Source organism: Siphonobacter sp. BAB-5405 (assembly GCF_002872335.1).
Classification (GTDB): Bacteria; Bacteroidota; Bacteroidia; order Cytophagales; family Spirosomataceae; genus Siphonobacter.
Window position 1 is genome coordinate 1 of record NZ_NJAG01000042.1, and the last position, 25,913, is coordinate 25,913.

Sequence of the window (25,913 nt, forward strand, 5' to 3'; positions counted from 1 at the left end):
GTTGCCCTGACCGTCGATGTTCACGCCGTATTCGGCAATCTGATTCAGTGATTCAAACTGACCGATGACGTGATACCCCCAGTACAGGTCATTCCAGCGGTTTTCACCTGAATTGCGGTAATAATCCCAGGAATTGTTCCAGCGGGGTTTGTACGAACTCAGGAATTTCCGGCGGGAATACGACAGGTTTCCACCAATCGTAAAGGTCGCCAGAGGCCATCGCCACCCGTGGCCAGATACAAATGCCGCTGATCTTCCAGCAACGACCAGTAATGATCGCCGTAGGCGTTGGGTTTTACATTCAGGGGATAAAAGGTGTACATTCCGCTGGAGGCGTGGTAGCGAACCGGCCCTTCGGCGGTGGCCATCCAGAGGTAATCGCCCTGCGAGCGGATCATTTTTCGAATGGGACGGTTCAGCGGCTCGGTTCGAAGCGTTCGGAACTGCTGCGTTTTCGGGTTCCATACGGCCAGTCCTTGTGGCGTACCTATCCACACCCGATCCTGCGAATCGACCAGTAAAGCATTAATCTGATTGCAAAAAAGCGACGTCGAGTCTTTAGGATCATTCCGGAAATTCTGAAAGGTTTCCGTACGCGGATCGAAGCGGCTCAGTCCTTCGCGAGTACCGATCCAGAGCCGTCCCTGGCTATCCTCGCAGATGTCATAAATCCAGTTTCCGGCGATCGCATCCTTGTTTTTGTAGAATTTCCGGAAACGATAGCCATCGTACTGAGCCAGTCCATTCATGGTACCGATCCAGAGAAACCCTTTTCGATCCTGGAAAAACGACCGTACCCGGTTATCAGGCAGGCCGTCGGTACTTCCATAACGTTTAAACATGAGGTCTTCCTGCAAAGCTTTCTCGGGACTGATGGAAAGCCGGGGCTGAGCCGTACTAACGGTAATTCCGATTATAAACGCCAGCAGTGGTAGAAGACTTTTCATGCGAGTGTTAGTAAGCTTTTGACACCTCTAATAAGGCACCTTATTTCTTACTATACTCTTAATTTTTAGCGAAAAGTTTATAAAAACATTTTTAACAAATAAATTAGCAGACCAACCACTCCGGCATAACTAAGAAAAAGAATCAGCAAGGTTTTAAAATTTCTGGATCTCACGAACGACTGCGTTTGGGTATAACAGCGTAAAAGTGTCGCCTGAAACGAAACTCATCTGTGGGAGATGGGTCAATCCTCCCACCGCAGGTTGCAAAGGGTGTTTAATCCGTTAATGCACTTCAACGATTCGACTTCTCTACTCATTTCCTCCCGGAAATGCGGTTTTTCTATGCCTCTTCACTCCGTATAAAATTCTGCTTCAATCCGCTTTTGTAAAACGAACTATGGCGATTTATCCATTCCCCTACCATTCCATCGTGCTACCTGATTTAAAATAATATTTTATTTTTCCTTGCTTAGTTAATTTATTCATTGTTCTTTTACACCATACTTAATAATTTTATTTATTAAGTTTATTAAACATACTTAATCAGACTAAGATTAAGCTTTTACTTAAGCAAGCTATTACATGAAGCCATCGCAATACCAGCAACTGTACCAAGATGAACTACTAACGAGTGTTATTCCGTTCTGGCTCGAGAAGTCGGGTGATGAAACGTATGGGGGGTATTTCACCTGTCTTGATACGAAAGGAGCCGTTTTTGATACCGACAAATTCGTTTGGCTTCAGGGCCGCCAGGTGTGGTGTTTTGCCATGCTCTACAATCAGGTAGAGCAAAAACAGGAATGGCTGGACTTTGCCATTCAGGGAGCCGAGTTCCTGAAAAAGCATGGGCGTGATGAAGACGGAAACTGGTATTTTTCACTAACTCAGCAGGGTAATCCCCTTATTCAACCCTACAATATCTTCTCGGATTGCTTCGCCGCTATGGCTTTTGGGCAATTGCACCTGGCCACTGGTAACGCCGAATACGCTACTATCGCTCAGGAAACGTTCGCCAACATTTTGCGGCGACAGTCCAATCCGAAGGGACTCTACACCAAGGCTTTCCCGGGTACGCGGCCATTGAAAAACTTTGCCTTACCTATGATTCTTACCAATCTGGTGCTGCAACTGGAGCATCTGATTGAACCATCGGTACTGGAAGAGACCATTGACGCGGGTATCCACGCCGTGATGGAAGAATTCTATCGCCCCGAGCTGGGTCTGATTTTGGAAAACATTACACTCGAAGGTGATTTTTCGGATAGTTTTGAAGGTCGTCTGATCAATCCCGGTCACGGTCTGGAATCGATGTGGTTCATTATGGATCTGGCCGAGCGGCGGGGCGATCAGGCCCTGATTCGAAAAGCTACCGACCTGACGCTTTCGTTACTGGAATACGGATGGGATCAGCAGTACGGGGGTATTTTCTACTTCCTGGACGTAAAAGGTCAGCCGCCTTTGCAGCTTGAATGGGATCAGAAACTCTGGTGGGTACACATCGAAACGCTCATCAGTTTACTGAAAGGCTACCTGCACACGGGCGATGAACGCTGCTGGGAATGGTTTGAAAAAGTACACGCCTACACCTGGTCGCATTTCCCCGATCCCGCTCACGGCGAATGGTTCGGGTATTTGAATCGGCAGGGAGACGTACTTTTGCCACTGAAAGGTGGCAAATGGAAAGGCTGCTTCCACATTCCTCGGGGCTTGTACCAATGCTGGAAAACGCTGGAAGCAATTGCTCAGAAACAGTCCGCTACGCCGCTTTTACAAGACTAAACCAATGGCTCACATTCCCCTGCAATCGGTACGCGTACCGGAAACGGACGCTCAAACCTCCTACCGCCCCGCCCTGGTGTCGCTGGCTGTGCTGTACTTCATGATGGGTTTTATTACCTGTCTGAACGATACGCTGGTGCCTTTTTTCAAGAAAGGTTTTCAGCTCAGTTACTCGCAGTCGTCGCTGGTGCAGTTCTACTTTTTTCTTACCTACGGCATCATGTCGATTCCGGCGGGTCGTCTCGTGGAAAAAGTAGGCTACAAGAAAGGGATGGTACTGGGATTTGCCGTAGCGGGGGCGGGTGCCTTGTTGTTTCTTCCGGCTTCCCTGCTGCACGAGTACACGCTGTTTCTGGGAGCCCTGTTTGTGATTGCCATCGGCATCGTGCTGTTGCAGGTAGCGGCCAATCCCTACATCACCGTACTGGGACCTGCTGAAACGGCGTCTTCCCGGCTGACGCTCATTCAGGGCGTAGGTTCGCTCGGTACGACGCTGGCTCCGCTGTTTGGAGCCGCCTTTATTCTGGCTCCCTTGCAGGAGGCTTCGAGCGATGCCGTGCAGTATCCCTATCTGGGCATTGCGGCCCTCTTAGCAATAATCGCACTGACTGTAAGTCGCTTACATTTACCGGATATTCAAGTTCAGGCGGAAGAAAAAAGCCAGACCCAGGGCCGGAGTGTATTTTCGTTTCGGAATCTGCGGTTCGGTATTCTGGGTATCTTCTGCTACGTGGGAGCGGAAGTGTCGGTCGGTACCTTTCTGACGAACTACATTACTGATACCGTTCATATTACAGAAAATGAAGCTAATGGCTACGTTTCGCTGTACTGGGGTAGTATGCTGGTGGGTCGTTTTCTGGGAGCTTACTTATTGAAATTCCTGAAAGCTTCCGCTACGCTGGCTACCTGTGCCGGACTAGCGATTGTACTGATTGGCTTTTCCATCAACGCAACGGGATACGTGGCAGTCTGGAGTATGATTGCCGTGGGGCTTTGTAACTCCATCATGTTCGCCATCATTTTCTCGCTGGCGGTGCAGGGACTGGGATCGTACACGACGCAGGCTTCCGGACTGCTGTCTACGGCCATTGCGGGAGGAGCCATTGTTTCCTACGGTCAGGGTCTGCTCATCGACCATTACACCTGGCCGATTGCTTTTCTGCTGCCCATTCTCTGTTACGCGTACCTGGTTTTCTTTGGCCTCAACGGGCACAAGTCCTCCTTAGCCTCTTAATCTTAGCAACACCAAGGCATGAACCGATTACTCATTCTTCTACTCTTATTCATCAGTAGTCACGCGATGGCTCAGGTCCGAGCCGCCCGTATTCTGCTGATTCCATTAGATGACCGACCGCCCTGTTTGCAATTTACGGTTCGGATGGGATTGATCGGATATGCCGAGGTGATTGCTCCTCCCCAGGAATTACTGGGCCAGTTTACCACGCCGGGTCAGAGCGAGGCCATTGCGGCCTGGGTTGAAAAACAGGATTTACGTTCGTTCGATGCCGCCATCGTCTGTCTGGACATGCTGGCGTACGGCGGACTCGTTGGCTCGCGGGTCCATCAGGTAGCCGCTCCGCTGGCCCTGCAACGCCTGGAAGTACTGAACCGGATTCGAAAAAAAGCTCCCAAACTTCCGGTTTACGCCCAGAGCGTGGTGATGCGACTGGCTCCCTCCGCTACGCCTCAGAATGCCGCGTATCGACAAAAAATAGCCCGCTGGGCCGAAATTTCTCCGTATCCTGCTCATCAGGCCGAAGCCCGGCAGCTTGAAAAAGAAATTCCGGCGGCCGAGCTTCAGGATTATAAAGAAGCCCGTACCCGCAACCTGCGGATCAATCAGCGGGCCATTGCCTTAACCAAACAAGGCATCATCGATTACCTGTTACTAACCCAGGACGATGCGAAACCACAGGGTGTCCACCGCAGCGATCACGAAACCTTACTCCAGGAGATTAAAAAAGAAAAGTTAACCAGCCGGGTAGCTCTCCAGGCGGGTACCGACGAAGTTTCGATGTTGTTGTTGAGTCGGGCCCTGATCCGCCACTTTGGATTTGCCCCCAAAGTCAGGGCCCTTTATTCTTCCGAAAGTACGCGGGGCACGACGATGCCCTTCGAAGATCGTCCCTTGTATCAAACGGTGAGCGAACAGATTCTGGCTGCCGGAGCCCAGGAAGTACCAGATAATACGGCCGATGTCTTTTTCTACGTATACGCTTCCCGGCACGAAGCGGATCGGGCGGAATCTTCAGTCGATGAAATTGCTTCCCTGCTCGAAGCGGGAAAAGCCGTCATCGTAGCCGACATCGACCCCCGGGGCGATGTACAGGGGGGCGATTCAACATTTACGAAAGCTCTCGAAAAACGTCAGTTGCTGGGTAAACTTAGCGGCTATGCCTCCTGGAATACGGCAGGTAACACCATCGGTACCGCTCTGCCGCAGGGTACGATTTATACCGTAGCTTCCCAAAAGCTGCTGTCCAAACCCGGCCTTGCGTCGTCCATTTACACGGCTCAACAGTGGTTTCTTCTGCATCGCTTACTCGACGATTACTATTTTCATACGAAAGTACGCCGCGAAGCCAACGCCGCTTTTGGTCAGGCGGGTATGAGTGCCACGTTGCTCGATGAAAAGCGTAATCAGGCCATGGAAACGCGTTGCCAGGAACAGCTACAGGCATTTTTTACCCAGCTTTGGCCCGCGTATCAGGCCTCTATTCCGCCGCAGTACCAGTGCCTAACGCCATCGCCGCTCCAATTCCATTTGCCCTGGAACCGGACGTTTGAGGCCCTGATTGATTTCGACCTCACCTGCAAAGCCGTGAAACCTTAACCCCCTGAATTAACACCTCTATCTTTTCTTACTCCTTGATTTCATGATGCCACACGTACGTACGCTGCACAGGCGTCTGGGCTGGCTACTGCCTTTGCTTTTGACGCTGCCCCTGTTCGTTTTCGCCCAAAACCCGGTGTTACGGGGTAAAGTCACCGATGAAAACGGGTCGGTTTTACCGGGAGTTACGGTCATGATTAAAAATACAACGACCGGCACGACAACCAATGTCGATGGTTTGTATACGTTAAAAGCTCCCACTACGGCCGGAACGCTGGTTTTCTCTTTTCTGGGTACGACCAGCAAGGAAGTACCCTTTTCGGGAGCCGGTGAATACAATGTTGCCCTCAGCGAAGAATCCACGAAACTGAATGAAGTCGTGGTGGTCGGTTACGGCACCCAGAAGAAAGTAAACCTGACGGGTTCGGTGGCCGTCATCGAAAGTAAAACCCTGACCAGTCGTCAAGTCGGTTCTACGTCACTGGCCTTACAAGGAGCTGCTCCGGGCGTAACCATCACCCAGCAATCCGGTGCTCCGGGGGGCGATGCGGGTACCATTCGGATTCGCGGAATTGGTTCGATCAACGCCGGACAAAATCCGCTGATTCTGGTGGATAACGTAGAAATGAGCCTCGACGCCATCGATCCCAACAACATTGCCAGTATTTCCATTTTGAAAGATGCGGCGGCAGCGGCGGTATACGGTTCACGGGCGGCGAACGGCGTCGTACTGGTAACCACCAAACGCGGAGCCAAAGGCGTAAATGTCAGTTACAACGCCTACGTATTGAAGCAGGAACCGACCGATCTTCCCCAGAAAGTAAATGCTCTGGAACACATGCTATACTGGGACGTAGCTCAGGCCAACAGTGGGTTACCCGCCGCGTTTACTCAGCAAATTGAAGCCTACCGGACGAATGGCCCCGATAACAAAACGCTGTTCAATACCGACTGGAAAAAGCTGGTACTGACCAATTCGGGCATCATGCAGAACCACAGTTTGAACCTGTCCATTGGGGGTGATCGGGTGAAGGCGTTTGCGTCGGGTAGTTTCCTGGACCAGAACGGTTTAACGGCCAATACGAATTACAAGCGTCTGGACTTACGGTTCAATACCGACATTACGATTAGCAAGAAACTTTCCGCTTCAGTGGATCTGGTACTCAACAACTCCAACCGCCTCTGGCCGGGACAGGGTACGCCGCAGTACATCATCCGCGAGATGCTGGGTTTCCCGGCCATTACGCCGGGTCAGTTTGATACGGGTGAATGGGGCGAAGGCTGGTCGAATGCCAACCCCGCGGCTCAGGCCCGGGATGGGGGGTTCAACCGTAGCCTGACTGACTCGCGGATCATCAAGGGAACGCTGACGTATACGCCCATCGAAGGACTGGAATTACTGGCGACCTACAGCTCCAATTATTACACCAACCGCGGACGGCAGTTTACCAATCAGTACCGGATCTACTCGGCTGACGTAGCCAACAATACGCTGATTTACCAACGCCCCTGGCCCGCTCTGAACTCGCTGTCGGACCGGATTTCACAGAATACTCAAAACCTGTTCCGGACGCAGGCGACGTACAACAAAACGGTGGGGAAACACGCCTTTACCGTACTGGGCGGTTTTAGTACGGAAGATTTCAAAACGTCTTTCATCAATACGTATCGTCAGAATCTGCTCTCGCCGGACCGTCCGTACCTCGACAGCGGCGATCAGTTAGGCCAGACGCTCAGCGGGGGTGAAAACCGCTTTTCAATGGTTTCGATTTATGGTCGGTTAAATTATACGTATAATGATAAGTATCTGCTGGAAGTGAATGGCCGTTGGGATGCGTCCTCGCGTTTCCGTCAAAACAACTGGTGGCAACTATTCCCCTCCGTATCGGGTGGCTGGCGGATTTCGCAGGAGTCGTTTTGGCAACCGCTCCAATCAGTCGTGAGTGAAGCGAAAATCCGGGCTTCCTACGGTTCGCTGGGTAATCAGAACCTGATTCGCGGGGGCGAGTCGGATTACTACCCCACCTACTCCCTCTTCAATGCGGGAACGGCGTATAACTATTATTTCAACAACATCGTCAATCCCGGTTACGCCCTGACGACGGCCGCCAACCCGAACATTCGCTGGGAAACCTCCCGGATTCTGGACATTGGCGGCGATTTTGCCTTACTCAAAAACCGTCTGAACGTGACGGCGGATTTCTTCCAGCGGGATATTGTGGATATGCTTCAGCTCGTCCCCATCCCCGCCTACGTGGGCCTCACGGCTCCCTTCGTTAACTCGGGTTCCATGCGGAATACGGGTTGGGAACTTGGTTTGGGCTGGCGGGATAAAATCCGCGATTTCAGCTACCAGGTACAAGTCAATGCTTCCGACGTTCGCAATAAACTCCTGAAAAACGGCGGTACGCCCATCATCAACGGAGCGACAATTCAACAGGAAGGATACCCGCTGGATTCGTACTACGGCTATATTGCCGATGGGCTTTTCCAGAGTACGGACGAAGTAAAAGCGGCTCCCTTCCAGTACGGCAACTCGGCCGCGGGTGATATTCGTTACCGGGACATCAGCGGTCCGAATGGCGTTCCTGACAACAAAATCGACAGTTACGACCGTACCATTCTCGGCAACTATTTCCCCCGCTACGAGTACAGCATAAACCTGGCGGCTCAGTACAAAGGCTTTGACTTTACGGCTTTCTTCCAGGGCGTGGGTAAAAAAGACAACTACCTGTCGGGAACGGCGGCCCAGCCTTTCTACTCCTCGAATTTCCAAGGAACCATGTTTGAGTACCAGAAAGATTACTGGTCACCCGAAAACACCGACGCGGCCTATCCCCGTCTGACGGTCAACAGTATTCCCAATAACTACGTGGCCTCTTCCTTCTGGGTACGATCGGCGTCGTACCTGCGACTCAAGAACCTGGTTGTCGGTTATACGCTGCCCACGGCACTGACGACGAAGGCTAAAATCAAGTCGGTTCGGCTGTACCTGAGTGGTCAGAATTTAGTAACCTGGACGAAATTCTTCCCCGGTTTTGACCCCGAGCAACGCGATACGGGCGGCGAGTTTTACCCCATCATGCGTACCTACACGGCTGGTTTAAACATCAATTTCTAACGACATGAACTTTCGTTTTCTTTCGATACTAGGACTCAGCCTGTCGCTTACGCTGCTTTCGGGCTGTAAAGAGTACCTGAGCCAGGTGCCGCTGGACGCTCCGGCGACGGGCCAGTTTTTCAACAATCAAACCGAGATGAACGGGGCCCTGAATGCCGTGTACCGATCGGCGTACTGGAATACGGGCAATACGGCCTACCAGTCGATGATGGACGGCTGGACGGACCTTGCCCTACTGCGGGGTGTGGATCTGGGCGAGGGCAACATTGACGTGTACAACGCCCACGCCAAATCCCTTTGGACGTTCGCCTATACCACCGTTCAGCGAGCCAACACATTGATTTCAGGCATGGAAACCGGTAAAAGCAGTGTATCGGCGGCAACGTTCAACCAGATTCAGGCCGAAGCCCGCGTACTTCGGGCCTACGCCTATTACCATTTGGTTTTTCTATTCGGTGACGTTCCCCTGATTACGAAGCCGCTGGAACCTTCAGAGTTTTATACGCAAACGCGGACTCCACGAGCCGATGTGCTCAAGTTCATTTACCAGGAACTCGATGCCGCGATTGCCGTACTTCCCTGGACAACGAGCGATCAGGGCCGCGTCACGAAGGCTGTAGCTCTGGGGTATAAGGCCCGTACCGCTCTGTTCAACAAAGAGTATGCGGTCGCCGCCGAGGCTTCCAAACAAATTATCGACGGTGCAGGACTGAGTTTGAATCCTAGCTTTGCTAATCTGTTTACCCGTACGGGTCAGACGGCCAATGCCGGAAAGGAAATCATGTTCCAGATTTTGTATTCGGATGCGGATGCCAACTCGGTTAATTACGTACCACTGGGCAGTATTTCCCGGGCCGCTGGTGGGCAGTCGGGTCGCTTTCCGCAGCAACGACTGGTGGATATGTTCGAAGCGAAGGATGGCAAACGCATTGACGAGTCGCCCCTGTACGATCCGGCTCAGCCGAGCAAAAATCGGGACATGCGACTGAAGTACACGGTAGCCATTCCCGGAGATACCATCAGCATGAATCAGCAGACCCTGGTGTACACCATTTACAAAAACACCACATCTTTCCGCAATGCCGACGGTAGCTGGATTTCGCGGACCAACGCCGATTTTGACAATGCCTTTGGTCCGGCCAAAAGTGGTGTAGGTTTACTGCATACCAAGTACACCCTCACGCAGGAGAACGCGTTTCAATCCCGCGTAGGCTTTATTCTGATGCGATACGCCGAAATTCTGCTGATGTACGCTGAAGCCAAAATTGAACTTAATCAACTGGATGCTTCGGTAGTTACGGCTCTGAATCAGGTACGTCGCCGGGCGGGTCAGCCGGCGGTGGATGCCGCCATTCAGGGGGATCAAAACAAGTTACGTCAGCTCGTTCGTCGCGAACGCGTGGCTGAACTGGCCATGGAAGGCTTCCGCTGGTTTGACATTCGTCGCTGGGGTATTGCCGAAGTGGTCATGCCGCAAAAGGTAATGGGAGCGGCCAAAGATCCGGCCGTCGCTCCCGCCCCACCGACGTTCAAAACGAGTGCCGTCCATGATCTGAACAACATTCCGGTCTATACTACGAGCGAAAGTCAGCGACTGGTTCGGGAAATTCGCTACTGGTACCCACGACTGGAATTGCTGCCCATACCCCAATCGGAACGCGACATTAATAAACAACTGACGCAAAATTCGGGCTGGTAAAGCCCTCGTATCTCTTCCCGAAAGGTTCAACTTTTCGGGAAGATTCCATGAAGATGAAACGTTCGACCCAACCTTAATTTCCAGTATCTATTTTCAAGTACCCAATAAGCAGCGACTGCTTTTCCATTTACACGCTTCGGAATAACCGAAGAATGCTTATGAATCGACGTCATTTCATTGAACGCGTATCCCTGACGAGCGGAGGTCTTTTTTCGACCTCCTTTCTGTCGTTTTCTTCGTACGCCGCAAGTACGGAATCTTCCTTGGCTACTACAGCCGCTGACCACCGATCCGCCGACGTCATTGTGGCGGGGGGCGGCCTCGGCGGTTGTGCCGCAGCTTTATCCGCTCTTCGCAATGGCCTGAAGGTGGTACTGACCGAGGAGACCGACTGGATCGGTGGGCAGATTACCCAACAGGGCGTCCCCCCCGATGAGCACCCCTGGATTGAAACGCACGGAGCCACGCGGCTTTATCGCGATTTCCGTACGGCCGTTCGCCAGTACTACCAGACCTATTACCCGCTTACGGACGCTGCCCGCACTCGGACGCATCTGAACCCCGGTGACGGTACCGTTTCCAAACTTTGTCACGAACCCAAAGTGGCCTTGGCGGTTTTGCTGCAAATGCTGGCTCCGTACCAGAGTTCACGGCAACTGGTCCTGCTACTCGAACATAAAATCGTAGCGGCGGATGTAACCGGCGATCAGGTAAAAGCACTGAAAGCCCGCAGTCTGCGGAGTGGAAAAGAGCTGGTACTCGAAGCTCCGTATTTCGTAGATGCCACGGAATTGGGTGATTTGTTACCGCTCACGAAAACGGAATTTGTTACCGGGGCTGAATCCCGCCAGCAAACTCGCGAACTGCACGCCCCGGAAAAAGCCGATCCGAACAACGTACAGGCCTTTACGATGTGTATGGCGATGGATTATCTGCCCGGCGAAACGCACATCATCGACAAACCGAAAGAATATAACTTCTGGCGAAACCTGACGCCAAAACTGACGCCCGCCTGGTCGGGACGGTTGCTGGATCTTCAGTATTCCAACCCCAAAACGCTGGAGCCCAAAGCCCTCGGTTTTAATCCCGAAGGCGTAGCCACGGGCGATAAACTGAACCTCTGGAATTACCGTCGCATCCTCAGTAAAGCGAATTTTAAACCCGGTACCTTCGCGGGTGATATTTCCATCGTCAACTGGCCGCAGAACGATTACACGCTGGGAAACCTGATCGGAGCAAGCGAGAAAGATTTTAAACACCACGTCGATCGGGCCAAACAACTGAGTCTGTCCCTACTGTACTGGCTGCAAACCGAGGCTCCCCGTCCCGACGGCGGACAGGGTTGGGCGGGTCTGCGACTGCGTCCGGACATTATGGGTACGGAAGACGGACTGGCGAAATACCCCTACATCCGCGAGTCCCGACGAATCAAGGCCCTGTTTACCATTCTGGAAGAACACGTCGGAGCCGACAACCGGGCAATGATTACCGGGAAGAAAACCGGTAACACCGCCGCTCCGTTTGCGGATAGCGTGGGTGTGGGCTATTACCACATCGACCTGCACCCGAGTACGGCGGGCAATAATTACATCGATTTCGGCTCACTACCCTTCCAGATTCCGTTGGGGGCTCTGATTCCGCAACGGGTCCAAAACCTGCTTCCGGCCAATAAGAACATCGGTACAACGCATATTACCAACGGCTGTTACCGCCTGCATCCGGTTGAATGGAGCATTGGCGAAGCCGTGGGCATGCTGGTGGCCTATGCCCAACAGAAGAAGGTAACGCCGAAAGCCGTCCATGAAAAACTCAATCTGCGGGAAGAATTTCAGAAAATGGTTCGTAGTCAGGGTATTGAAACGCAGTGGCCTTCGGCTTAATCGCTTAGTTGTATGGGAATGAATCGATTTTATAAAGTACTGGCTCTGGCCCTGGTGACGACCGTTGCCTCGGCCCAGCTGCCCGCCCTGATTCCGGCTCCCCAAACACTGGAAGCGGGCACGGGTACCTTTACGCTTACCACTCAAACGCGATTGATCGTAAACACTCCGGAGCTTCGCCGGATGATCGCCGAGCAGTTGCCGCAGCTACCAAAGGGTAGCTCCGCTACCTCCACGATTACCGTTTCGCTCGCTCCGGCGGCCGATTTGGGTTCGGAAGGCTACGACCTGCGGGTAACGTCCAAAGGCATTACGCTCACGGCTCCCAAAGCCGCTGGTATTTTCTACGGCATTCAAACCCTTCGGCAATTGTTACCCGAAGGAAAAACGGCGTTGCCTCAGACGATTCCGGCGGTACACGTTCGGGATCAGCCGCGTTTTGGCTGGCGGGGACTGATGCTGGATGTCAGTCGGCATTTTTACGATAAGGCCTTTGTCAAACGGTACATCGATCAGATGGCCCGGTATAAATTCAACGTCTTCCACTGGCACTTAACGGATGACCAGGGCTGGCGGGTACAGATCAACCGACTACCGAAACTGACGCAGGTGGGAGCCTGGCGGGTACCCCGGACAGGTCGCTGGTGGGATCTGGAGAATACCCAGCCGGGCGAAGTACCTTCCTACGGGGGCTTCTATACGCAGGACGACATTCGCGAAGTAGTGGCCTACGCCCAGCAGCGACATATCACCGTCGTTCCCGAAATCGATATGCCCGGCCACATCATGTCGGCGATTGCGGCGTATCCGCAACTGACCTGCGGGCAGCTACCTACCGAGGTACCGCCGAACGGGAAGCTTTACAAAGTGAAAGACAATACGCTCAACCCTTGCCGGGACAGCACGTATCTGTTCATCGATCAGGTCTTTACCGAAATTGCTGAATTATTCCCCGGTCCGTACATCCACGTGGGGGGTGACGAAGCTTATAAGGGCTTTTGGGAGAAATGCGACGAATGCCGGACGTTGATGAAAAAACAGGGGATTAAGAACGTTGAGGAGTTGCAGAGTTACTTCATCAAACGCGTTGAAAAAATCGTTCAGTCGAAGGGTAAAAAACTCATTGGTTGGGATGAAATCCTGGAAGGCGGACTCGCTCCCGACGCCACGGTGATGAGTTGGCACGGCCTGAAAGGCGGTATCGAAGCCGCCCGGCAGGGTCACCCGGTGATTATGACGCCGCACCAGTTTTGCTACCTCGATCTGTACCAGGGTGATCCGAGTGCGGAACCCAGTACCTACGGCATGTGCCGACTGAGCAAAAGCTATGCATTTGAACCTCTTCCCGACAGTATAAAGGCTGAGCTGGTACTGGGTGGTCAGGGTAATTTGTGGACCGAATCCGTACCCAACGAACGGCACGTCGAATACATGACCTGGCCACGAGCTTTTGCCATTGCCGAAGTACTCTGGTCGCCGAAAAATCAGCGAAACTGGCCTGATTTTGTCCATCGGGTGGAAAGTCACTTCAAGCGGCTGGACGTGCAGGATGTCAATTATTCCCGCAGTATGTACAATCCGATCGTTACGTCGGTGAAAAAGCATCCGACCGGCTTGATGGAACTGGTACTCGATCATGAATTACCGGATGTGGAATTGTACTACTCGACGGACAATACCATTCCTGATCGTCATTTTCCGAAATACACGCAACCGTTTCTGATGCCCAAAGGAGCCGACCGCGTGAAAGTGGTGGCTTACGCCAAGGGTAAACCCATCGGCCGGATGTTGGAACTGACGACTGCCGACATGGAAAAACGGGCTCAATAAACGGGGTTGATTGGTATGAAAACAGCAACGATTATTCTCGGATTAGCTGCTCTGGCGAGTACGCTTTCTTTTCGACCGTACCATCATAGCGAATCGGACACGCCGCCGGATAGCAGTCGGTTTACCGTCATGCCACTGGTACAGGGACTGGACGAACCCATGGGCATGGCCTTGCTCCCCAACCGGAACGTGGTCATTGCCGAACGCAAGGGCGGCGTACGCCTGTACGATGCCCAGGAAAAGCAACTGAAAACCATTGCCAATCTGAACGTATTCAGCGGGATTGAAGACGGATTACTCGGCGTAGCGGCCGACCCGGATTTTGAACGCAATCACTGGCTCTATCTGTATTACGGCGTGGGCGGCGAAAAATGGATTAGTCACCTGTCCCGCTTCGAACTCAAGGGCGATCAGCTTGATCTGGCTTCCAAAAAAGTATTGCTCGAAATTCCGACGCAACGGAAGTACTGCTGCCATTCGGCGGGGGTACGTGACTTTTTCCAAGGGTTTGCTGTACCTGTCCACGGGTGACAATACGAATGCGGAAGAAATCGAAGGGCACAATCCTACCGATGAACGACCCGGTCGGGAACTCTCCGACGATCAGGCTTCCACGGCGAATAGTAATGATTTACGGGGCAAGATTCTGCGGATCAAACCCGAAGCCGACGGTACCTATACCATTCCTGAAGGCAATCTCTTTCCCAAAGACGGCTCGAAAGGACGGCCCGAAATTTACGTGATGGGTTGTCGAAATCCCTTCCGCGTATCGGTCGATCCCAAAAATGGCTTCGTCTACTGGGGGGACGTTGGACCGGATACCCAAGTGCCCGCCGAGGAAGGAACCCTGAGTTACGACGAGATCAATCAGGCCCGTAAACCCGGCTTTTTTGGTTATCCCTACTTTCTGGGAAATAACGAAGCTTTTCCGAAGTACGACTTTGCTACCAAAAAGGAAGGCCCCAAGCAGGACCCAGCTCATCCGGTGAATCGTTCCCCCAACAATACGGGCGTGAAAGAATTACCGCCCGCTCAACCCGCCATGATCTGGTACGGGAAAGGTCCATCTAAACGCTGGCCCTTGGTCGGCAAAGGCGGAGCTAGTGCCATGGCAGGTCCGGTGTATTATCGTGACGAATACCCGCAGGGCAGTTATCGCTTACCCGCGTACTACAACGGCAAACTCTTCATTTACGACTGGATCCGCCGCTGGATTATGGCCGTGACGCTGGACGAACAGGGGAACTACGTGAAGATGGAGCCCTTCCTACCCCAACTCAATGTCGTGGCTCCCATGGACATGCAGCTAGCTGCGGACGGAGCCATCTATTTACTCGCTTACGGTACCAACTGGTTTGCTAATAATGCCGACGCGGGTCTGTACCGCATCGAGTACGCGGAAGGTAATCGCAACCCCGTGGCGGATATTCAGGTGGATCACCGCTACGGAGCGGCTCCGTTGAAGGTACATTTATCCGCGGCTCGTTCCAAAGATTACGACCCCGGTGATCAGCTCACATTTGAGTGGCAGGTGGGCAAACAAACGCTGAAAGGTACGGAGGTATCCCCGACTTTCGAGAAGCCTGGCGTCTATCCCGTTACGCTCACGGCCATTGATTCGCAGGGTGGAAAAGGTACGGCTGCGGTTACCATTAAGGTAGGTAATACGCCGCCGAAGGTTGAAATTCTTTCGACGAGCAACCGGAGTTTTTACTGGGATCATTCGCGACTGAACTATCAGGTACGGATCACCGACCGCGAAGACCAGAAGATTGATCCGACCCAGACGAAGCTTTCGTTTACGTACCTGGACTACGGAAAGGACCTGGCCAGCGTTTTGTCAGGAAATTCGCATACTCCAACCGCTCAGGTGAAAGGCGAAAAACTGTTTCTGGCTTCCGACTGCAAATCCTGCCATGCCCTGGCGACGGCTTCCATCGGACCAAACTTGCAGGCCATTGCCGGGAAGTACAAGGACGATGCCGTTGATCGGCTGGCTCAGAAAGTCATCAAGGGCGGTAGCGGCGTTTGGGGCAAGTACGCGATGAGTCCGCACCCCGATCTGTCCATCGCCGATGCTCAGGAAATGGTTCGCTATATTCTTTCGCTGACTCAGCAAACGAAGACCTTACCGCTGTCGGGTATCTTATCGCTCAACCAGCATTCTGCCAAAAATTCGGACGGTGCCTACGTACTGCTGGCTCGTTACACTGACCGGGGTGCTCACGGGATTGAACCGTTGACGAGTCGCGAACATCTGGTTTTGCGTAACCCATTGCTTCAGCTGGAAGACAATGATCGGGGTACAGTTGGCGTCGTCATCGCCACGGCCAACAATGGCTATCAATCGTACATCCGGAAGATTTACGATCAGACGTATGTGGCCTTTCATCACCTGGATTTGGTAGGCATTCGGCAGATCAAATTTCGGTTCCTGTCCTACGGCGAGGGCGGTCAGGTGGAGATTCGGCAGGATGGGGTAAGCGGTCCTGTAATCGGTCGGGTCACACTGCCAGCCGGGAAAGCTAACGTAGTAAATGGATGGAAAGAAGTACAAACGCCGATCCAGCCAGCCAAAGGCTTTCACGATCTGTACCTGGTTTTCAGAAATCCAGAAGCGGCTCCCAAGCAAGAGCTCTTTTACCTCGACTGGATGTCGATGGAACGTTAATGGTTGCTAGGCTACGAAAAAAGGCCAGCCTTCTGCCGAGGGCTGGCTTTTTTCGTAGTATGCTGTATCAAACAATGGAATAAGCTAGACCAACGAAAGCAGTCGGTCGCGAACCAGTAGGCAGGCACCTACAATACCCGCGTGCTCGCCCAATTTCGACATTTTCACCTGCGTATCATTGTTGACCAGACTCAGGGAGTATTTGTTAATGGCCGTTTTGATGGGTAAGTAGATGTAATCCTGCGTGGTAGCCAGACTGCCGCCAAGAATGATCAGTTCCGGGTTAAAGACATTGATCAGAAAGGCAATGCCCCGCCCGATGTTCTCGCCCAGTTGAGCCATGAGTTCGATGGCCAGTACGTCGTCGTTTTTGGCCGCCTGAATAATGTCCTGCATCTGAATCTGATCCGGCTGTAGCCCCGTACGGGTCAGAACGGAAGTAGACCCTTCGCGTATTTTTTCCTGAAACAATCGCGTCAAAGCCCAGCCGGAGGCTTCCGTTTCCAGACAGCCTTTCTTGCCGCAGTGACAAATGAGTTCATTATCAAAAATGGGCACGTGACCGAGTTCCCCGGCGTAACCCGATTTCCCGTAGTACAACTGCCCATCAATGAGAATGCCTACGCCGATGCCAAAATCCAGGTTGAGAAAAAATACATTTTTTTCTTTTTCTACGATTCCATTGCAGAATTCACCGTAAGCCATGGCTCGGGAGTCGTTTTCCAGAAAGACCCGGTACCCTACTTTCTTCTCAATGATTTCGCTGAGCGGTCGTTCCTCGAAAAAGAAAAAGCTATAACTGTAACCCGTGGCGTAATTAATCCGGCCGGAAAGATTGATTCCGATACCCAGAATTTTGGTTTTCGGAATCGTTAAACCCGCGATGAAACCAGTAATTAATTCACAAAGCGTATCCAGCGATTCGGTGGTATTGTCGAGCGTATACGGCAAATTCTCGGTTACTTTCAGCAGGTTTTTCTGCAAATCAAGCAGGCCAATGTTGATGTGCGTATGTTTGACATCCACGCCAATAAAAAAAGCGGAATCGGCAACTACTCCGTACAGATTGGGCTTACGACCACCCGTAGAATCAATTTTGCCGTAATCCTGAATCAATCCTTCCTGAATCAGCTCATTGACGGTTGAAGTCACCTTGGGAATACTGATGGCTAATTCTTTACTTAATTCGGGAATGATGGCGTTACCGACGTTCGCAAAATAACTCAGAATGCTTCGTTTCGGATCGATACTTTTATGCGTAGTTCGGGTCTCGCTTACTACCTTGGTCATTGCAAAAGGCGACTGATGTTACAGGAAACAACCCGGATAAAGCCGTTGGTGGAGCCCTTTGTGCAGTCGGGCAAAGGTGATTAAAAAATAAAAACAAAACCAAGGTACGCAGAATTTGTCGCTGTCCCAAACCCCATAAAAGGATAACTATTAAGGCTGCTGAAGTTTAGATTCAGAATGTTTTGATCCATTCCGCCAAGCCGTACGAAAGCGGAAGATTGCTTCAATTTATCGTGACTAAACCGTTTTAAACGATCTGCTTTGGGGACGAAAACCAACGAAAAACCCTAGCCTGAAGGCTAGGGTTGAATCGGGCAGTGGGACTGCCACCTAAAATATCCCAAAGGATGCCTGGCGGGACATTCTTTACTCCTTGTTGTATTTCGGGGGCCAAATATGATAAGATTTGATTACAACCACAAAGTTCCTTTGGTTAAACAATAAAATACTGAATCAAAATTCTGCGTTTGTGGTTTACTATTCATTCAATTACAAATCTAATTTGGTATACTTCACTGATTTCCAGGAATTTTAATCGCTAATCAGAAAACGATTCATCCTTATGTGTTACTATGTGAAGGCTCAGGCTACGATGCAGCAATTACAGGATCGTTTTCAGGCGGACCCCCTGGAAACGGACGGCTACGAACCGCAGGAGAAAGTCAACGGCTTTGCCATGCCGTACCTGCCAATCATTACGCAGGAAGATCCTGGTCGGATTCAGTTGTTTCGCTGGGGACTAATTCCGGGCTGGGCCAAGCCGGACAAAGCCCCGGAGCTGGCTAGAATGACTCTAAATGCCAAGTCAGAAACGTTATACGAAAAGCCCAGTTTCAAAGGTTCTGTCCAGCAACGTTGTCTGGTACTGGTCTCAGGGTTTTATGAGTGGCGGCATCAGGGATCCACTAAAATTCCGTACTTCATTCACTTGCCGGATACGCCTCTTTTTGCCCTGGGTGGCTTGTACAGTCACTGGAAAAATGAGCAGACGGGTACCGAAATTCCTACGTTTACCATTATTACGACACCCGCCAATGAGCTAATGGAGTACATCCACAATACTAAAAAGCGGATGCCTTTTGTACTGAATCCAGCCCTGGAAAAAGACTGGATTCGTCCGGATCTGAAGCGAAATGAGATGAACCAGTTCATGCAACCCCTGGAACAGCAACTCATGGCGAGCGAGGTAATTGGAGCGTAATACCCTGAAAATCATTAATATTCACAACCAAACGCTTCGGTTTTACAACTGATACCTCAATTCCAGTACCCCATTGCTGTAGCTTTTGGTACGGGTAAGCTGAAAGGTATGTTCTTCCGTTAATCCCTGAAACAGCGAAATTCCCGAACCCAGTACGACGGGCATTACATGGATGATCAGTTCATCGATGCATTTTTCCTGTAGAAATGCCGCATTAAGCTGGCCCCCGCCAATCAGCCAGATGCCCTTGCCGGGTTGCTGTTTTAAAGATTGTATGAACGGGAGCCAATCCTCTGTAATGAAGGTTACGTACGGAGCTTCGCCACGGGTGGTCGAACGGGTAAAGACGTAGTTGGTCAGGTTCGCGTACGGAAAGGTCTCTTCCAGACCCAGCACGACTTCATAGGTTCGATAGCCCATCAGGGTGGTATCGATGGTTTCCAGGAAAGCTGCGTAGCCATAATCCGTCTGTTCGGGATTGGGAAATTGGATGAGCCAGTTTAACTCGTCCTGGGGTCCGGCCACAAATCCGTCCAGACTCATGGCTGTGTACAACGTTATTTTTCTCATGCGAAAGGATTTTATTCCGCAAAAGTGAATCCGTTTTTTCCGTGAAAATTGTATAAAATTTACCCAAAACTGCTTACAGATAAATCGTATTGGGTATCTCCCGAGCCACCCGCTGCTCCCGTACAGCCCGACGGTACGCACCCGGCGTCATGCCGGTTAATGACCGGAACGTTCGGATGAAGTGAGCCTGATCGTAGAAACCCGATTCATAGCCGATTTCGGTTAAGGATTGTTCAGGCTGAGTAACCATACAATGCAAAGCCTGATTGAGCTGAATCATTTGCCGGTACTTCTTCGGTGTTATGCCCAGCACTGAAACAAAACTACGCAGAAAGGTTTTATGCGATTGCTCCAGGGTTTGTACGTACGACTGAATGCTTGCTCCGGAACTAGATTCCAGCTCCGTTAATAAGTCCTGTGTGGCCGTTGGAATGGATTGAGGCCGACTATTATCACGAAGAAAGGCTTGCAGGTACTGGACTTTTTCGGCTCCCTCCGCGTGTTCCTTCAGGTTTTGTAGAAATGGTGTGGTTTGTGGACCGAACAGGGGCCGGAGTGTGCTCGGTTTTTCGGGCGTAAATCCGAATAATCGATACAGTCCTCCGGGTTTGAACAAGATCCCAAGAGCCCGATACCGTCCCTGTACCGTCGTATACAAGGGTTGCTGCGATAACCCCAGCACGGAACCTGCGGCAGTATAGGTATAGGGAAAAGCTCCGGTATTACAAAACGAATCGCCGTAGTTGATGAGTAATTCCTGATACGGAAAGGCAACGGTTTGCGTGCGTACATGCACCTGCGGACTCTCCTCATACCAGATGCAAGCCACGCTATGCCCTAAATCGTCCGTCGGTCTGAGTTGATACGAAGTCTTCATAAAACGGTTGGATAGCTCCTAATTCAGGTGCGAAAGTAAAGGTAATACGACCGTGAAAGAGTCAGCTTCTTCCCGAATAACAATGTCCGACTGCGTCAGCATCCGGTATTTAGCCGTGATATTGTTCAGGCCTACCCCATTGCTCGCTACGGCTTTATTTTTACGCTGTACGTTATTCCGAACCCACAGTTGTACTTCGGAAGGCCGGGTGAAAGCGGTAGAAATATCAATCGTCAGCGGCTGACTGGCCCGTACCACATTGTGCTTGACGGCGTTTTCGACCAGTAATTGCAGGGTGAGCGGCGGAAGGGTGTAATTCAGGTGTTCGATGGGTACGGACAGTTGTACCCGAATGCCTTCCCCGTGCCGTGTTTGCAGCAAATGCACGTAGGATTCAATAAAACGCAGTTCCGTTTCCAGTGTCGTCAGTTCGCGGTCATTGGCGTATAGCAGATACCGGTATACCTTGGAAAGTTCGTCCACAAACCGACCCGCCAGCTGGGGCGATTCCTCGATTAAGGAAGACAAGGCATTGAGGGCATTAAACAGAAAGTGCGGATTGACCTGACTTTTAAGCGAATCAAAACGGGCCTGCCATTCGGCCCGCATGAGCTGTTCTTTTTCCTGATACGTCTGTTTCCACTGATGAATCAGATAACTACCCTCGTAAATACTCACATAAACGCACACGTAAACGACCTGAATACCAACGGTTTCAAAGTAATCGTATAGATCATACAGCCATAAACCAGGATTAAGCAACTGATTGACTCCTGAGCGTAAAAATGTATTGACATTGGCTAGCAGAATAATTACAAACAGTAGTCGCCACAACCGACGCCGCGTATTAATCAAGCCGGGATACAGCTTTTGAATAAACCGGACCGCCCAGCGTGCCAGCTCCCAACCGATATACCCACATAACAAACCAATCAGCATGGACCAGAAAAAATCCCGGGGGGTTAGCTCCAGGTACATGCGGAGCTTGAAGAAAATCAGACCGAAGGCAAAAAGCCCAATAGGCCCCAGCAAGCGAAGTCGTAAATTACGTGATTGAAGAAACGGCATATAAGGCAGAAGGTATAAAAACGAAAACTAAAATTACGGCGGGTTTTCGTCACTTCAAAGAAGATTTTCTTCTCTCTTGAGAGAACAAATGCGGGTATCTATCATCTTCATTTATTCGTCAGTGGTGTAGCTCTTTTAACATTTTATTTAGAGCCAAGGGTGAAAATGGCCGTCTCCACTTTTACCTTTGTTCGCGTATCCAATTCATCACCTGCACCGTTTATTCGGATTTGATTAACGTAGTATGTCTATTTTTTCTGTACGAGTTTACCGCTTCCTGATTTTCCTGTTTACTGGCTTATTGATTCTTACTTTTTATCACCGTACGGAACATTTTGATGATGCCTGGTTTGCGGAACAATCTTACTGGTTTGTAAAAGAAGGAAAAGTTCGTTCTGAATTATTCCGGGGCTTTTTATACTGGGACGAACGCATTTATGTTTTTCATAAACTTTTCATTTACACCGGAGCCTTTTTAATGGGTGTGGTGGGTTTTAGTGTAGCGGGAAGTAAAGTCATTAGCATTCTTTTTGGAACGATAGCAGCGGGTTTAATCTGGAAGTACACCGAGCGTGAGTCCCGCGAACAACAATGGCTGGCTTTATTGCTGTATCTGGGCTGCGGTACACTAATTCAGTATTTCTGCATCAATCGGCCGGAAATCATGTGTATGACGCTGGGCTTTGCCTCTTACCTGTGCCTGGACCGCCCCGGCGGACGGCTCCCACACGTGGGCTGGGCAGGCGTATTCGCCGGTATGGCCGCTCTGACGCATCTGAATGGGCTGATTTACCTGGCCGCCGGTGCCCTCTGGCTACTCCTTCGCACCGACTGGCGAAAAACGCTCGTCTTTGCGGGTGTTGGCGGATTTGTACTGAGTCTGTATCTGCTGGATGCCCTGCTGGACCAGCGGGTAGACCGGATGGTTTGGCAGTTTGTGGAAGACCCGGCCATGCAATACACGCGTACCCTCTCCGACAAATTAAAAGTGATGGTTGATTATCATCAACTCTTTTTTCACAGCCAGCACGAAGCCGCGTTAACCGCACTCGTCGTGTTGACTATTATCTTCGCTCGCAAGCACCTTTCCCTGACACAGCCAATCCTGTTATACCTGCTTTTACTCGTCGTTTTTTTCTGGTTATTAACCAAAAGTACTTTCGCTTTTTATATTCTTTTATTTGTCCCCTGGTTCGCTATTCTTGTAGCCACTTACGCTCCTGCATTTCTCCGAACGCAAGTGCAAAAACGGGTAGCCCGGGTCATTTTATCCGCTTACGTTTTGATTGGATTGTTTACGATTGGCGAAGTAGTATATGAAAATTATACGGTTCCTTATCAGCAAACCTATAACGAACATTTAGCCCGCCTGATGCCCGAAAAGAACAGCAGGGTGATTGCCCCGCTCAGTTTTTTCTTTGGGCAGATGGAAAATTATCAGATTCGGAGCCTGAGTTATTACTGTTCCCTGCGAGACCGTCCTCCGCTGACCCTACCGGAATTTTTCGATCTTGCTGACCGGGAAAAAGTAAAATACATCATCAGTGATGACCCCCTGAATTCGAGCTATTACATTCCGCTGGATACGCCCGAACGAATGGGAGCCTATATCCGAATTTTTAAAGATGATCGAACGGTCGTATACCAACACCAGCCCTAACCGTTAGAACAGGCCTGCGACGATTTGGAGAAGTCAGCGCCCTTTGCTTAGTTTTGACTACTAAAAAACCACATTCATGAAGCTTCTGGGAAGAATTGTAACCGTCGAATCACATAACACCTCCCACCCTGATCCTACCTTCTCGCTTGAATTACACGTTGCTCGCCATGACATCCGCCTTTTCCGTATTACGCAGGAGCAATTCGATGAAGTGAAAGCTCGTGGCTTCGGCAAGGTTGAACTGGAAGTAAATCCGAATAGTGGCCTCGTCCTTTCGATTACCCGTACGTAAGGTAACCGGGTCGGTGGGCCGTTTCATCTGGATCAACATAACTTTGTACGCCATTGATTGGAAATCCCTTCAATCGATACCTATCACGAACGTATCATTAAAGTTCTACAATGGAATTCTATCTGCTTTTTAAAGAAGAGGATACCTATGAAATACGATATCATTTATCCGTTACAATCCCTGTACATAAATCCCTACAAAAAAGATAATCCGTAAGAATCTTTCGTTTGTTTGAATTTTGCAAGTATTGGTTTGTTTGCTGTAAGCTACTGATACTGAGTCACGTATACTTTTGCAGTGTACAAAAAACAAACATATTATGACTTCTTCCAAGGTATGGTTCGTCACGGGAGCCTCACAAGGACTGGGATTGATATTGACCCAAAAATTACTACAGCAGGGCTATCGGGTAGCCGCCACTTCAAGAAAGTTAGATACATTAATCAAAGAAATTGGTCCGGCTTCGGATCAGTTTTTACCCCTACAGGTTTCGTTGACGGAACCAGCCAGCGTGCAGGAAGCCGTTGCTCAAACCATCTCCGCTTTCGGTCGTATTGACGTAGTGGTAAACAATGCTGGTTACGGACAGTTTGGAACACTCGAAGAACTTAGCGACGAGGAAGCTCGCAAGAATTTCGACATTAATGTCTTCGGTTCACTTAATGTCATTCGTGAGGTGATGCCTTACCTCCGCAAGCAGCAGTCGGGGCACATTTTCAATATCGCTTCGGTCGGCGGCTATACGGCCAATTTTGCGGGTTGGGGCATTTATTGTGCTACGAAGTTTGCCGTCGCTGGTTTTACGGAATCGCTGGCGGCAGAGGCAAAATCATTCGGTATTCATGCGACGGTAGTGTATCCAGGCTATTTTCGAACCAATTTCCTCACCCAGGAATCCATGGCTACGCCGGCCCGCCGCATCGAAGCATATGCGGAAGCTCAGGCCTCTTTGTCGGCCCATCGCGAGGATATCAATGGTAATCAGCCCGGTGACCCGGAGAAAGCCGTAGCTGCCTTGATTAAGGTGGCTACCACACCTAACCCACCGCTCCACCTGTTTCTGGGTAGTGACGCCTACGCAATGATGCAGGAAAAGATGGCGGCCGTGCAGGCGGATGTAGAGGCCTGGAAAGACTTGACTATTTCTACAGATTTTACGACTCAATCCTGAAACGGAACGAACCTGGAACTGTCCCAGCAAAAGTCATGAAAACAAACAATTCTTACGTAGGTATGTGGGTAACGAAAGATGGCTATATCCGGCATGAACTCTTACCTAATGGCCGCTACGATGAAGCCCGGGGTACCCGGAAAAGTGCCTATCAGGGCCGGTACACCCTCACGGGAGATCACATTGATTACGTGGACGATACGGGTTTTACGGCCGACGGTGATTTCCGGGACGGAATTCTGTACCACGCCGGAATGGTTCTGTACCGGGAAGAAAAGTAAACGAAACTCATCTCCATGCAAACGCCCAGCGTCCTGATCGTGACGCTGGGCGTTTTTTTATAACATTAAATGTTCGGGCAAAGGAATGACCTGGCTACTTTCGTCGGCTACGGGAGCGAGCCGTTGCTGTTGGAACGGAATAATACCCGACCAGATGGGCAATTCCTTATCTTCTGGTTCGTCGTTGGGCATGCCCGTCCGGATTTTCGCCGAAGCCTGATCGGCTTTAAAAGCCAGAACCGTTGTTTTGCGTAATTCACTGTCGGTCATGGGCCGCAGGTAATCCCAGCTATTCGGTACTATTTTCTCGGTCAGCCATTGGAGAGCCGCTTTTTTAAGGCCAAGCTCTTCTATCTTTTCGGCTTCAGCAAAGAGGATTACGGAACGGTAATTCACCGTATGCGAAAAGGCCGATTTGGCAATGACCAATCCATCCATTAAGGTAACGGAAACGCAAACGGGCAAGCCTTTTTCAATCGTACGAATAAAATGACTGCCCACTGAACCATGGATGTAAATCTTGTCTTCGTAGCGGACAAAAGCCGTTGGAATGGAGTAAGGCTGGTTGTCTACGCAATAGCTGATGGTGCAGTATAAGGCCTCATCGAGAATAGGGTAAATGGTTTCGGCATCAAAATGAGCTTTTTTAGCATCCCGACTGGGAATAAGTTTCGGAGTATTCATTCGGCTGTTTTTTTGACAAAAGTGTAGCTTTGCTGGATTCATCAACGCATCCATTTTTA

20 protein-coding genes are annotated in these 25,913 nt (G+C 50.8%); 14 read left to right on the plus strand and 6 right to left on the minus strand.

Annotation, left to right across the window (positions count from 1 at the left end; translation table 11 throughout):
• Window positions 1–158 precede the first annotated feature (158 nt).
• Window positions 159–947: a two-component regulator propeller domain-containing protein gene (locus BWI97_RS21450; protein ID WP_102202742.1), complete on the minus strand. Its 789-nt coding sequence runs from the start codon at window positions 945–947 to the stop codon at window positions 159–161.
• Window positions 948–1,529: 582 nt separating this feature from the next.
• Between BWI97_RS21450 and BWI97_RS21455 the strand changes: the two genes are divergently transcribed.
• The 9 genes from BWI97_RS21455 to BWI97_RS28965 all read left to right on the plus strand — a co-directional run bounded on the left by BWI97_RS21455 (window position 1,530) and on the right by BWI97_RS28965 (window position 16,760).
• On the plus strand, window positions 1,530–2,726 hold the full coding sequence (locus BWI97_RS21455; protein WP_102202743.1) for an AGE family epimerase/isomerase: 1,197 nt from the start codon (window positions 1,530–1,532) through the stop codon (window positions 2,724–2,726).
• A gap of 4 nt (window positions 2,727–2,730) precedes the next feature.
• Window positions 2,731–3,960, plus strand: coding sequence for a sugar MFS transporter (locus tag BWI97_RS21460; protein WP_102202744.1), 1,230 nt, complete (start codon window positions 2,731–2,733; stop codon window positions 3,958–3,960).
• Window positions 3,961–3,978: 18 nt separating this feature from the next.
• Entirely contained in the window at window positions 3,979–5,559 is a 1,581-nt protein-coding gene (locus BWI97_RS21465; RefSeq protein WP_102202745.1) for a DUF4127 family protein, read from the plus strand.
• A gap of 43 nt (window positions 5,560–5,602) precedes the next feature.
• Window positions 5,603–8,680: a TonB-dependent receptor gene (locus BWI97_RS21470; protein WP_102202746.1), complete on the plus strand. Its 3,078-nt coding sequence runs from the start codon at window positions 5,603–5,605 to the stop codon at window positions 8,678–8,680.
• 4 nt (window positions 8,681–8,684) lie between these two features.
• The gene (locus BWI97_RS21475; RefSeq protein ID WP_102202747.1) at window positions 8,685–10,379 is read left to right on the plus strand and encodes a RagB/SusD family nutrient uptake outer membrane protein; all 1,695 of its coding nucleotides are present in this window, start codon (window positions 8,685–8,687) and stop codon (window positions 10,377–10,379) included.
• A gap of 158 nt (window positions 10,380–10,537) precedes the next feature.
• Window positions 10,538–12,259: an FAD-dependent oxidoreductase gene (locus BWI97_RS21480; protein WP_102202748.1), complete on the plus strand. Its 1,722-nt coding sequence runs from the start codon at window positions 10,538–10,540 to the stop codon at window positions 12,257–12,259.
• Window positions 12,260–12,277: 18 nt separating this feature from the next.
• Window positions 12,278–14,089 carry a beta-N-acetylhexosaminidase gene (locus BWI97_RS21485; RefSeq protein WP_369826632.1) on the plus strand — a complete coding sequence of 604 codons (1,812 nt, stop codon included), beginning with the start codon at window positions 12,278–12,280 and terminating at the stop codon, window positions 14,087–14,089.
• A 15-nt stretch (window positions 14,090–14,104) separates the two neighbouring features.
• Entirely contained in the window at window positions 14,105–14,620 is a 516-nt protein-coding gene (locus tag BWI97_RS28960) for a sorbosone dehydrogenase family protein (protein ID WP_255403153.1), read from the plus strand.
• On the plus strand, window positions 14,580–16,760 hold the full coding sequence (locus BWI97_RS28965; protein ID WP_255403154.1) for a carbohydrate-binding protein: 2,181 nt from the start codon (window positions 14,580–14,582) through the stop codon (window positions 16,758–16,760). Before BWI97_RS28960 ends, BWI97_RS28965 begins: the two co-directional genes overlap by 41 nt.
• 84 nt (window positions 16,761–16,844) lie before the next feature.
• On the opposite strand, the gene BWI97_RS21495 is transcribed toward BWI97_RS28965, so the two are convergent.
• Window positions 16,845–18,050, minus strand: coding sequence for an ROK family protein (locus BWI97_RS21495; protein WP_102202750.1), 1,206 nt, complete (start codon window positions 18,048–18,050; stop codon window positions 16,845–16,847).
• Between the two features lie 562 nt (window positions 18,051–18,612).
• On the opposite strand from BWI97_RS21495, the gene BWI97_RS21500 reads away from it, so the two are divergent.
• A complete protein-coding gene (locus BWI97_RS21500) occupies window positions 18,613–19,251 on the plus strand; it encodes an SOS response-associated peptidase (protein WP_102202751.1) in 639 nt (212 codons plus the stop codon).
• A 42-nt stretch (window positions 19,252–19,293) separates the two neighbouring features.
• On the opposite strand, the gene BWI97_RS21505 is transcribed toward BWI97_RS21500, so the two are convergent.
• The 3 genes from BWI97_RS21505 to BWI97_RS21515 all read right to left on the minus strand — a co-directional run bounded on the left by BWI97_RS21505 (window position 19,294) and on the right by BWI97_RS21515 (window position 21,766).
• Window positions 19,294–19,821 (minus strand): dihydrofolate reductase family protein, encoded by a 528-nt coding sequence (locus tag BWI97_RS21505; protein WP_102202752.1) that lies wholly within the window; start codon window positions 19,819–19,821, stop codon window positions 19,294–19,296.
• A gap of 73 nt (window positions 19,822–19,894) precedes the next feature.
• Window positions 19,895–20,698: an AraC family transcriptional regulator gene (locus BWI97_RS21510; RefSeq protein WP_102202753.1), complete on the minus strand. Its 804-nt coding sequence runs from the start codon at window positions 20,696–20,698 to the stop codon at window positions 19,895–19,897.
• 18 nt (window positions 20,699–20,716) lie between these two features.
• Window positions 20,717–21,766: a sensor histidine kinase gene (locus BWI97_RS21515; protein ID WP_102202754.1), complete on the minus strand. Its 1,050-nt coding sequence runs from the start codon at window positions 21,764–21,766 to the stop codon at window positions 20,717–20,719.
• A 244-nt stretch (window positions 21,767–22,010) separates the two neighbouring features.
• On the opposite strand from BWI97_RS21515, the gene BWI97_RS21520 reads away from it, so the two are divergent.
• From BWI97_RS21520 to BWI97_RS21535, 4 genes are all read left to right on the plus strand, one after another.
• Window positions 22,011–23,426, plus strand: coding sequence for a glycosyltransferase family 39 protein (locus BWI97_RS21520; RefSeq protein ID WP_102202755.1), 1,416 nt, complete (start codon window positions 22,011–22,013; stop codon window positions 23,424–23,426).
• Window positions 23,427–23,502: 76 nt separating this feature from the next.
• Window positions 23,503–23,718 carry a hypothetical protein gene (locus BWI97_RS27445; protein ID WP_141217442.1) on the plus strand — a complete coding sequence of 72 codons (216 nt, stop codon included), beginning with the start codon at window positions 23,503–23,505 and terminating at the stop codon, window positions 23,716–23,718.
• Between the two features lie 319 nt (window positions 23,719–24,037).
• Complete coding sequence (locus BWI97_RS21530; protein ID WP_094811545.1) at window positions 24,038–24,889, plus strand: oxidoreductase; 852 nt, start codon at window positions 24,038–24,040, stop codon at window positions 24,887–24,889.
• Between the two features lie 35 nt (window positions 24,890–24,924).
• Entirely contained in the window at window positions 24,925–25,170 is a 246-nt protein-coding gene (locus tag BWI97_RS21535; protein ID WP_094811542.1) for an Atu4866 domain-containing protein, read from the plus strand.
• A 57-nt stretch (window positions 25,171–25,227) separates the two neighbouring features.
• Here the strand turns inward: BWI97_RS21535 and BWI97_RS21540 are convergent, their stop codons facing one another.
• Window positions 25,228–25,854: a pyridoxamine 5'-phosphate oxidase family protein gene (locus BWI97_RS21540; protein ID WP_094811540.1), complete on the minus strand. Its 627-nt coding sequence runs from the start codon at window positions 25,852–25,854 to the stop codon at window positions 25,228–25,230.
• Window positions 25,855–25,913: the final 59 nt, after the last annotated feature.

What these genes read in the sequence shown, in the direction of transcription:
- BWI97_RS21450 (WP_102202742.1), bottom strand. Translation starts at nt 947, where the DNA reads ATGAAAAGTCTTCTACCACTGCTGGCGTTTATAATCGGAATTACCGTT.
- BWI97_RS21455 (WP_102202743.1), top strand. Translation starts at nt 1,530, where the DNA reads ATGAAGCCATCGCAATACCAGCAACTGTACCAAGATGAACTACTAACG.
- BWI97_RS21460 (WP_102202744.1), top strand. Translation starts at nt 2,731, where the DNA reads ATGGCTCACATTCCCCTGCAATCGGTACGCGTACCGGAAACGGACGCT.
- BWI97_RS21465 (WP_102202745.1), top strand. Translation starts at nt 3,979, where the DNA reads ATGAACCGATTACTCATTCTTCTACTCTTATTCATCAGTAGTCACGCG.
- BWI97_RS21470 (WP_102202746.1), top strand. Translation starts at nt 5,603, where the DNA reads ATGATGCCACACGTACGTACGCTGCACAGGCGTCTGGGCTGGCTACTG.
- BWI97_RS21475 (WP_102202747.1), top strand. Translation starts at nt 8,685, where the DNA reads ATGAACTTTCGTTTTCTTTCGATACTAGGACTCAGCCTGTCGCTTACG.
- BWI97_RS21480 (WP_102202748.1), top strand. Translation starts at nt 10,538, where the DNA reads ATGAATCGACGTCATTTCATTGAACGCGTATCCCTGACGAGCGGAGGT.
- BWI97_RS21485 (WP_369826632.1), top strand. Translation starts at nt 12,278, where the DNA reads ATGAATCGATTTTATAAAGTACTGGCTCTGGCCCTGGTGACGACCGTT.
- BWI97_RS28960 (WP_255403153.1), top strand. Translation starts at nt 14,105, where the DNA reads ATGAAAACAGCAACGATTATTCTCGGATTAGCTGCTCTGGCGAGTACG.
- BWI97_RS21495 (WP_102202750.1), bottom strand. Translation starts at nt 18,050, where the DNA reads ATGACCAAGGTAGTAAGCGAGACCCGAACTACGCATAAAAGTATCGAT.
- BWI97_RS21500 (WP_102202751.1), top strand. Translation starts at nt 18,613, where the DNA reads ATGTGTTACTATGTGAAGGCTCAGGCTACGATGCAGCAATTACAGGAT.
- BWI97_RS21505 (WP_102202752.1), bottom strand. Translation starts at nt 19,821, where the DNA reads ATGAGAAAAATAACGTTGTACACAGCCATGAGTCTGGACGGATTTGTG.
- BWI97_RS21510 (WP_102202753.1), bottom strand. Translation starts at nt 20,698, where the DNA reads ATGAAGACTTCGTATCAACTCAGACCGACGGACGATTTAGGGCATAGC.
- BWI97_RS21515 (WP_102202754.1), bottom strand. Translation starts at nt 21,766, where the DNA reads ATGCCGTTTCTTCAATCACGTAATTTACGACTTCGCTTGCTGGGGCCT.
- BWI97_RS21520 (WP_102202755.1), top strand. Translation starts at nt 22,011, where the DNA reads ATGTCTATTTTTTCTGTACGAGTTTACCGCTTCCTGATTTTCCTGTTT.
- BWI97_RS27445 (WP_141217442.1), top strand. Translation starts at nt 23,503, where the DNA reads ATGAAGCTTCTGGGAAGAATTGTAACCGTCGAATCACATAACACCTCC.
- BWI97_RS21530 (WP_094811545.1), top strand. Translation starts at nt 24,038, where the DNA reads ATGACTTCTTCCAAGGTATGGTTCGTCACGGGAGCCTCACAAGGACTG.
- BWI97_RS21535 (WP_094811542.1), top strand. Translation starts at nt 24,925, where the DNA reads ATGAAAACAAACAATTCTTACGTAGGTATGTGGGTAACGAAAGATGGC.
- BWI97_RS21540 (WP_094811540.1), bottom strand. Translation starts at nt 25,854, where the DNA reads ATGAATACTCCGAAACTTATTCCCAGTCGGGATGCTAAAAAAGCTCAT.